Raw genomic sequence first — 7,848 nt, 5'->3', positions numbered from 1 at the left:
GCCGCGGATCAGCACGATCGTGGGCCGCCGCCCGAGCGCCCGCTCCGGCGGCCGGATGACCTCCTCGTCCGCCACCGTGACGCCGTCCAGGTTCTGCGCGACGGTCTTGCCGGTGACGGTGCGGGCGCCTGTGTCCAGCAGGCTTTCCTCTCCTGGTGGCGCGGACCGGCCGGCGAGCTGCTTCATGACCGCGCGGGTGCCGCCGGCGTCCTCGAACTCCTCGATCGAGGTCTCGCCGTTGGGCCGGATGGCGGTCAGCAGCGGCACGTGGTCGGCGAGCTGCTCGAACAGCCGGTACACGTCCACGTCGCATTCGGCCTCGGCCGCGATCGCCTGCAGGTGCTTGACCGAGTTGATCGACCCGCTCACCGACAAGATCGCGGTGACCGCGTTGCGGAACGCGGCGGGCGTCAGGATGTCGCGCGGCTTCAGGTCCTCGGCGATCATCTCGACGATCCGCTCGGCGGCCTGGTCGACCGCCCGCCACATCGGCTCGCTGTTGGCCCGCACCGGCGTGCTGCCGGGCAGCGCCATGCCCAGGGCCTCGCAGGCCAGGTGCATCGTGTTGGCGGTGCCGATGCCGGCGCACACGCCCGGGCCGAGCACCGCGTTCTCGCTCATCCCGGTGAGCTCGTCCACGGACAGCCGCCCGTTGGCGACGTGGCCCGCGGCCAGGAACACGTCCTCGATGTCGCAGTGCCTGCCCTTGTAGGTGCCGCTCGGCTGGTAGCCGCAGGCGACGATGATCGTGGGGATGTTCAGCCGGGCGGCGGCCATCAGCTGGCCGGGGCCGGTCTTATCGCAGGAGGCCAGGCAGATCATGCCGTCGAGCAGCGCGCCTTCCACCTGGACCTCGATGTCGTTGGTGATCAGGTCGCGGGCCGACAGGATGTACCCGCCGCGATGCCCGGCGCTGGTGATGAAGTCGCTCGGCGCGGCCGTGCGCACCTCGAACCCGACGCCGCCGGCCAGCTCGATCGCGCGCTTGGCGCGGCGGGCGATCTCGTCCAGGTGGCTGAAGCAGATCGCCAGCTGCGACGAGGAGTTCACGATCGCGATCTTCGGCTTGACCATGTCCTCGTCCGACAGGCCGAGCGCGAGCCACATGGCCCGGCGGGTCGCCCACCGGGACGTGCCCGGCTCGTAGTTGCTACGCAGGTTCATGTTCTCCTCGCCTCTTTTCCACCGCCACAGTGCCGTTGCCCGCGTCGACGCGGACCCAGTCACCGGTCGCGATGGCCTCGCACGGGTCGGCGTCGAGATCGGTGACGGTCGGCACCCGGGTGACCACGGCACCCAGCGCCGACTTGGTGGAGATGCGGCCGATCACCATGCCGATCGGCGCGGTGCCGCTCAGCCGCGTCGTCTGGAAGAACCCCGACCAGCCGGACGACCCCTTGGCGCTGGGGAAGACGAGGATCTTGCCGCTGAAGCACACGCCGAAGAGCTCGTGCCTGGGCTCGATGATCACGCCGCGCATGGGGTCGATCCCGCCCCAGCCGGAGATGGGCTCGTGCGAGACCAGGGCCTCGCCCTCGACAACGCCGGGGACGACGGTTCTCCCGTGGAGGATGACGCCGCTCATCCCCTGCTCCCGTCATCGATAGCGTAATCGAATGCGATTCCGAATGTCAAGCGGTCGGCGAACATCAGGTCAGCCCTCCGTTCCAGCGGCCGGTGACCGCGGCGTCCACGCACTCCTCGAGCGTGCCGAACCAGGCCTCGATGCCGAGGATCGCGGGCAGGTAGTGCGCCTGCTTGGCGGAGTCGGTGGCGAACACCTTCGTGCCCTTCGGCGCGGCCCGTGACATCGCCGGGCAGGAGTCGGCCAGCAGCCGGGCGCCGGCCCGCTCGATCGTCTCGGTGTAGCCGCTGCGGTCCGCGATGTCCTTGAGCGCGCGCGGTGCCATCAGCCACAGTTCGGTGCTCGCGGACAGGCGCTTGCCATCGAGCAGGGCCGCCGTCTTGCGGATCTGGTCCACCGAGGCGTGCGGGCAGCCGAGCAGCACGAAGTCCACGTCGCCGGACGTGCCGATCTCGTTGAGCGTCTCGTAGACGGCGCGGCGCTCGGCCGGGCCGTAGCCGACTGGTTGCGGCGGCCTGCGGCCGCCGAACGCGGCCCCGAGCGCCGGCGCTTCCGGGGTGATGCCGGGGATGTGGTAGAGCTCGACGCCGCCCGAGGTGGCCGCCGCCGCGCCGAAGTGCTTGAGCTCGGTCAGGTCCGGCCTGCTGATGTCGCCGGTGATCACTGGGTGGTCCTCGCCGGCCACGCCGCCTGCGAAGTAGCCGAGCATGCCCCAGTCCTGGAAGTTGTCGACCCGGACGTTGACCTCGATGTGGTGCGTGCCGTGGCGGTTCTCGTCCCTGTGGTTGCCCCAGCACGGGATCTTGCCGGTCAGCGAGGCGGCGCCGGTGGAGGCGATGCCCTCGCAGTTCGTCCGCGCCCCGAGGACGGAGTTGGCGTAGATGACCGCTGAGGACTCCATCCACGCGCAGTGCTCGCCGCGCATCGGCAGGTTGCCGACCTGGTAGGGCGTGCAGGTGGCCAGGATGTTCACCCCGTGCCGCCCGTAGAAGGACTCGGCGCTGGCCTGCAGCTCGATGTTCTGCTTGGGGTAGGGGACGATGTCCAGCGCGTCCTGCCCGAAGCCGTGCTGCAGCTGGCAGGTCGGCACCCGCATGCTCGGGATTTCCAGGTCCTCGTCGCTGTCCAGGTTGATGACCGCGAACGCCTTGTCCCAGCCGCCTTCCCTGACGAGCCGCGCCTTGACCGGCGACGGCTGGGTCATCGTGCCCGCGACGTTGCGGACGTCGCACAGCCGCTCGGCGTCGAGCGCCTGGCCGTACCTGATCAGCAGGTCCATGGCAGCCGCGACCGCGGCGCCCTCGGCACCGTCGCGCATCGCCTTCTCGTCGTCGTTGAGGAACATCATCGGCTCCGTCCGTCGTCACCGAGGTTGGCCGCCAGCCGCTCGCGCAGCCGGCCGATGTCGATCTCGTGCACGCTGCCGGTCCCGTCGCCCGGGCGCCCCTTGCCGTCCGCCGCCAGGTCGAGCGCGTGCGCCGCGGCCGCGCCCATCGCCGAGCACGGCCCCATCACCCGCACGCTCGACAGCGCCGCCGCGTCGCCGTCCACGCACCGGCCGGCCGCCACGAGGTTGTGCGCGCCCGCCGGGGTCATCGACCGCAGCGGCACGTAGTGCACGTGGCCTGCGTCGAACATCTCCCAGACGTACCCGTCCGCCCGGTCGTGCAGCTCGATCGGCCAGGCGGTCCTTGCCACGGCATCGTCGAACCGGGTGCCGTCACGGACTTCGTCCACGGACAGCTGGTGGATGCCCTTGACCCAGCGGGTCTGCCGGCGGCCGGGGAAGCCGTAGGCGCGCACCCGGACCTCGCCGAACGCCTTCGGGAACTCGGCGCGCAGCAGCGCTATCGCGCGGTCTGCCTGGTCGCGGCCCTCGAACATCGCGCGCGCCGCGTCCACCGGGTCGAGCGGCGCGTCGATGTGCGTCACGTTCAGCACCGCGGTGCCGCGGCCGGGAAAGAAGAACGCCAGCCCGCCCCGCCGCAGCAGCCCGAATTCCTCGCCGCGCGCGGCGAAAACCGCGTCGATCTCGCCCATCTCAGGCTTGTGGTTCTCATCGAGGTTCTCCACGATGACCTGCTGGCTCCCGTAGATGGGACGTTCGGGCACCCAGCACGGCAGGCCGGCCTCCCACGTGAGCGCGGCGTCGCCGCTCGCGTCCACGTACCCCGCCGCCCGGACGCGGACGTTCCCGTACCGGGTGGCCAGCTCGATGCTCTCGACCCAGCCGTCGGCGATGGCGACCTCTCGCAGCACCGCGCCGGTCACCACCTGGATGCCGAGGTCGCGAACCGTTCGCTCCAGCCAGCGGCCCAGCGCCACCTCGTTGTAGAAGACGGTCGTCGTGTGCCCGTGGGAGAAGTGCAGGTCACCGGACGGGCCGAGCTCACGGAAAATGTCGTCGAAAACCCCGTGCGTCAGCTGGATGTAATCCGGCGCGTTGCCGAATACGCCGCAGAAAAGCCCGATCAGCGAATGGACCATCTGGCCGCCGATAAGCGGCAGCGAGTCCACGAGCACCACGCTGCGGCCCAGCCGCGCCGACTCGATCGCCGCCGTCGAGCCGGCGATCCCCGCGCCGACGACGCACACATCGGCGCCGACCTCATGGACTGTGCCGGCCGGCGGCCTGGTCACCACGTCCAGCTTCAGTTCGGTCAGCGCATGCGGCATGGGGCTCCTGTCCGGGCGCCGAATGCACGCATATGCATGGCGCGTAACGTCAGCGAAAAGCGGGGGTAACAGCAGTGCCTTTCCATGACGGTAAAATTCGGGACAGGATGGCCGCAAACAAAAGATGCTGCTGTCCCGCATAAACGCGGCTTATGCGGACCCGGCCGGGGGGCCGGGATCACGGGCGGCGGGCGGTTTCCACGATGAGACGGCGCAGCCAGGCATGCGCGGTGTCCTCCTCGTATTGCCTGTGCCACCACAGCGCCTCCACGATCGGCTCGGGGTCGCCGGGGCATTCGAGCACCCTCAGGTTCATCTGTGCGGCGAGCCTGGTGGCCAGGCGCTCCTGCATGAGCGCCACCCGGTCGGTGCCGGTGACAAAGTACGGCACCGACAGGTAGCTCTCCACCCGGACCGCGATCCGGGGCTGGATGTCGAGCAGCGCCAGCTGGCGCATGACGGGCACCGAGGGCGGGTTCGGGTTGCTGCGGTAGTAGGGAGCCACCCAGGGCAGCCGCGCCATGTCCCGCAGCCGCAGCTGTCCGGCGTCCAGCGCCGGATTGTCGGCGTCCACCAGGCACACCCACCGGTCACGGAAAAGCTCAGCAGACCTCGTCTCGGGCAGCGTGAACCCGTGCGTGGGCGGGGCGACCATCCCGTCGACGAACCTGATGCCCTCCGCGTACTCGGTGCTCAGCGACTCCCGGACCAGCCGGACGTGCAGCCGGGCGCGCGGTGCCGCCTTGCTGATGGCCCGGGAAAGCGCCTCGCCCATCACCATGATCGTGTAGTCCGCCATGACGAGGGTGAACTCGCGTTCCGACGTGGCCGGGTCGAAGTCCGTGCTGGCGGCGAACAGCCGCTCCGCGGCGGCGCACACGCCTTCCACCTGCTCGGCGAGTTGCGCGCCGAGCGCGGTGAGCACGTACTCCCCGTGCTCGCGCACTAGCAGTTCGTCGCCAAAATGCCGCCGCAGCCTGGCCAGCGCCGCGCTCGCCGCCGGCTGGGTGACGCCCAGCCGCTGCGCCGCGCGCGTGACGCTACGCTCCCGGACCAGTTCCCGCAGCGCAACGAGCAGGTTCAGGTCGAGATTGGCCAGATGGGCGACAGGTCGCGGCATGGTGTCCCTATCCAACGTCGTGTCAGGCCCGCTGACAAGATCTCGCGGTCGCATCTTGACGCTGCTGTTACGACAGCCCCGCCGGGCGTTCCAACAGGCCCCGGGTTCCACCGCCCGAGCGCCCCGCGGCCGCCTCGCCCTTCCGCTCCATCCCCGGCACCCGACTTGCCCGGATTGCGTGGTCGGTCCCCATTGCCGCGTTCCCGAGGGACCGGGACGCGGTCGCCGTTGCCTGAGGGGTCCGGGACGTGGTCGCCGGCCCCGGATTAGCGGCGGGGCCCACAACGCCAGCCCTAGTGTCGGTGGGGCCCCCATCACCAAGAACGGCGCCAACCCTAGTGTCGGTGTCGGTGTGGGCCCCCACCACCAACGGGGCGAACCCGCCGGCGCGCAGGCCCCAACGCCAGCCACTGCCCCAGCCACGTCGGGAGTTTGCGTTCTTGCGCTGTAATGATGTAATCAATGTATGGAGGAGAAGGAATCTCTCGACGCCTACTCGCAGCTCGTGGCGGGCGTGGCCGAGCAGCTCACGCCGAAGGTCGCGAGCCTGCGAGTGCCCCGGCGCGGGTCGGCGGAAAGCCTCGGCTCAGGGGTCGTGTTTACGACGGACGGGTTCCTGCTCACGAATGCGCACGTCGTCGGCCAGGCGACCGGCGGGACGGCGGCGTTCTGGGACGGGACCTCCGTGCCGTTCCTGGTGGTGGGCGCGGACCCGTTGTCCGACCTGGCGGTGCTGCGCGCGAGCGGCGATACGCCCGCGCCTGCTGTCCTCGGCGAAGCCGATCACCTGGTCGTGGGGCAACTGGTCGTCGCCGTCGGCAACCCGCTCGGGCTGGCGGGATCGGTAACCGCGGGCGTGGTCAGCGCCCTCGGCCGGTCGCTGCCGGCGGGCCAGCACGGGCTGATCGAAGACGTCATCCAGACCGACGCCGCGCTCAACCCGGGCAACTCAGGCGGCGCGCTCGCCGACGCCCGCGCCCGCGTGGTCGGGATCAACACCGCCGTGGCCGGGGTGGGGCTCGGGCTCGCGGTCCCGGTCAACGACACGACCCGCCGGATCGTGTCAGCGCTGATGCGCGAGGGGCGAGTGCGGCGGGCTTACCTCGGGCTCGTCGTGGCGCCTGCGCCGGTCGCCCCCGCGTGGCGGCCCCGCCTCGGCGGCCGCGCCACCGGGCTGCGGGTCGCGTCGGTCGTGGCCGGCGGACCGGCCGAACGGGCAGGGCTGCGCGCCGGGGACCTGCTCCTGACCGCCGGCGGGCACGCGGTCGCGACCGCCCAGGACCTGCAGCGGCTTATGTTCGCCGAGTCCATCGGGCGTCCGCTGGCGATCACCGTGATGCGGAATGGCGCGCTCGTGGACGTCATCGCAGAGCCTTCCGAACTGGTAGCCGCTTAGCCGGGGCCGGGGGTCAGGGGCCGGGGGTCAGGGGTCGGCGGGCGTTGCGGCCTAGCCGCACTGCCGGGGAGTTGAGGTCCGGGGGCAGTGGTCAAGGACCGTCGGCGGCGTGTCCTGGTGATTGGGCCAGCTGCGCCAACGGCCCGGCTGTATCGGGCCAGCTGCGCCAACGGCCCGGCTGCCTTAGCTCCCCGGCATCGGGGCCAGCCCACGGCTCTGGTAGGGGTGATGACGGTGGTCACTTCGGTAATCGGCGTGCAGCTGGCCGGGCCGGCGCGGCGATCTGGCCGGCCGGGTCCGGGGTGCCGGGGAGGATGTCGCGGGGGCCGGTGACCGTGAGCTGGGCGGTTTGACGGCGATCTGGCAGCCGGCAGCGCCCGCATCTGCTGCCTGACTCTGGGGGTCCGTTGAGCGCAGCAGACTCCGGTCCCGGCCGGCCGCCCGGACGCGGACAGCGCCTTCACCGGCCTGGCGGCGGCCCGCCGCCGCAGGTCCCGCAGCGCTTAGAGGCCCGGGAGCACCGCAGCCAGCGCATCAGTCAGCTTTGCCCAGACCCCGCGATACCCCCCTGGGGGAACAACGCCAGCGCCAGCACGAAGCAACCGAAGTCCCCAAAGGCACGGTCATCTTGGCCCGCACCCGTCTCACCGGACCCCCGCCGCCATATCCGGCAAATACCCCTCCGCTAAGCCGCCTGACAACAGGCCGCAACCCCTAACTCCCCGGCATTGCGCCTAGGCGGCGCTGGCGGGCCTGCGGCAAGCCTGGTCGAGGAAGCTGCCGATGTCGCGCCGGCTGGCCAGCCGGACAAACCGCAGGTGGGCGTTGGCCGGGTCGTTCGCGGCGGCGGAATACCTGGCGCGGTACTCGGCGTGCTTGTGCCAGGCCCAGGAGATGACCGACTCTTCTGGGTTCCAGCTGAGGAGATTCGCCCAGCGCTCGCGGTTGCCGTTCCACAGCTCCTGACGTCCGGCCACCCGCCGCAGCGTCCGCCAGGTGACCTGCCGCATCACGACGGCCTTCGGCAGGTCGAGCCACACCACGGTGTCCGCGCGCGCCCAGACGAGCGGC

7 protein-coding genes are annotated in these 7,848 nt (G+C 71.1%); 1 reads left to right on the top strand and 6 read right to left on the bottom strand.

Translation table 11 applies throughout. The features are described 5' to 3' along the window. From Q1N79_RS10270 to Q1N79_RS10250, 5 genes are all read right to left on the bottom strand, one after another. Positions 1 to 1,164, bottom strand: a 1,164-nt coding sequence (locus Q1N79_RS10270) for a dihydroxy-acid dehydratase (protein ID WP_300607412.1), incomplete at its 3' end; no start/stop codon positions are given. Beyond that, a complete protein-coding gene (locus Q1N79_RS10265; protein ID WP_300607408.1) occupies positions 1,151 to 1,585 on the bottom strand; it encodes a DUF126 domain-containing protein in 435 nt (144 codons plus the stop codon). The genes Q1N79_RS10270 and Q1N79_RS10265, both read right to left, overlap by 14 nt. A gap of 64 nt (positions 1,586 to 1,649) precedes the next feature. Next, complete coding sequence (locus tag Q1N79_RS10260) at positions 1,650 to 2,930, bottom strand: aconitase X catalytic domain-containing protein (protein WP_300607405.1); 1,281 nt, start codon at positions 2,928 to 2,930, stop codon at positions 1,650 to 1,652. Beyond that, on the bottom strand, positions 2,930 to 4,261 hold the full coding sequence (locus Q1N79_RS10255; RefSeq protein WP_300607402.1) for an FAD-dependent oxidoreductase: 1,332 nt from the start codon (positions 4,259 to 4,261) through the stop codon (positions 2,930 to 2,932). The genes Q1N79_RS10260 and Q1N79_RS10255 overlap by 1 nt, the downstream gene beginning before the upstream one ends. 178 nt (positions 4,262 to 4,439) lie before the next feature. After that, complete coding sequence (locus Q1N79_RS10250) at positions 4,440 to 5,381, bottom strand: LysR family transcriptional regulator (protein ID WP_300607399.1); 942 nt, start codon at positions 5,379 to 5,381, stop codon at positions 4,440 to 4,442. Between the two features lie 466 nt (positions 5,382 to 5,847). Here Q1N79_RS10250 and Q1N79_RS10245 point away from each other — a divergent pair, with 466 nt between their 5' ends. Beyond that, the gene (locus Q1N79_RS10245; protein ID WP_300607395.1) at positions 5,848 to 6,777 is read left to right on the top strand and encodes a trypsin-like peptidase domain-containing protein; all 930 of its coding nucleotides are present in this window, start codon (positions 5,848 to 5,850) and stop codon (positions 6,775 to 6,777) included. Between the two features lie 734 nt (positions 6,778 to 7,511). On the opposite strand, the gene Q1N79_RS10240 is transcribed toward Q1N79_RS10245, so the two are convergent. After that, a partial coding sequence (locus Q1N79_RS10240) for a hypothetical protein (protein ID WP_300607392.1) occupies positions 7,512 to 7,848 on the bottom strand: 337 nt, incomplete at its 5' end.

The organism is Trebonia sp., assembly GCF_030042015.1.
Taxonomy (GTDB): Bacteria; Actinomycetota; Actinomycetes; order Streptosporangiales; family Streptosporangiaceae; genus Trebonia.
The sequence above is the reverse complement of the archived record's forward strand: the minus strand, read 5'-3'. Positions and strand labels throughout refer to the sequence as shown.

What these genes read in the sequence shown, in the direction of transcription:
- Q1N79_RS10260 (WP_300607405.1), bottom strand. Translation starts at nt 2,930, where the DNA reads ATGTTCCTCAACGACGACGAGAAGGCGATGCGCGACGGTGCCGAGGGC.
- Q1N79_RS10265 (WP_300607408.1), bottom strand. Translation starts at nt 1,585, where the DNA reads ATGAGCGGCGTCATCCTCCACGGGAGAACCGTCGTCCCCGGCGTTGTC.
- Q1N79_RS10255 (WP_300607402.1), bottom strand. Translation starts at nt 4,261, where the DNA reads ATGCCGCATGCGCTGACCGAACTGAAGCTGGACGTGGTGACCAGGCCG.
- Q1N79_RS10250 (WP_300607399.1), bottom strand. Translation starts at nt 5,381, where the DNA reads ATGCCGCGACCTGTCGCCCATCTGGCCAATCTCGACCTGAACCTGCTC.
- Q1N79_RS10245 (WP_300607395.1), top strand. Translation starts at nt 5,848, where the DNA reads ATGGAGGAGAAGGAATCTCTCGACGCCTACTCGCAGCTCGTGGCGGGC.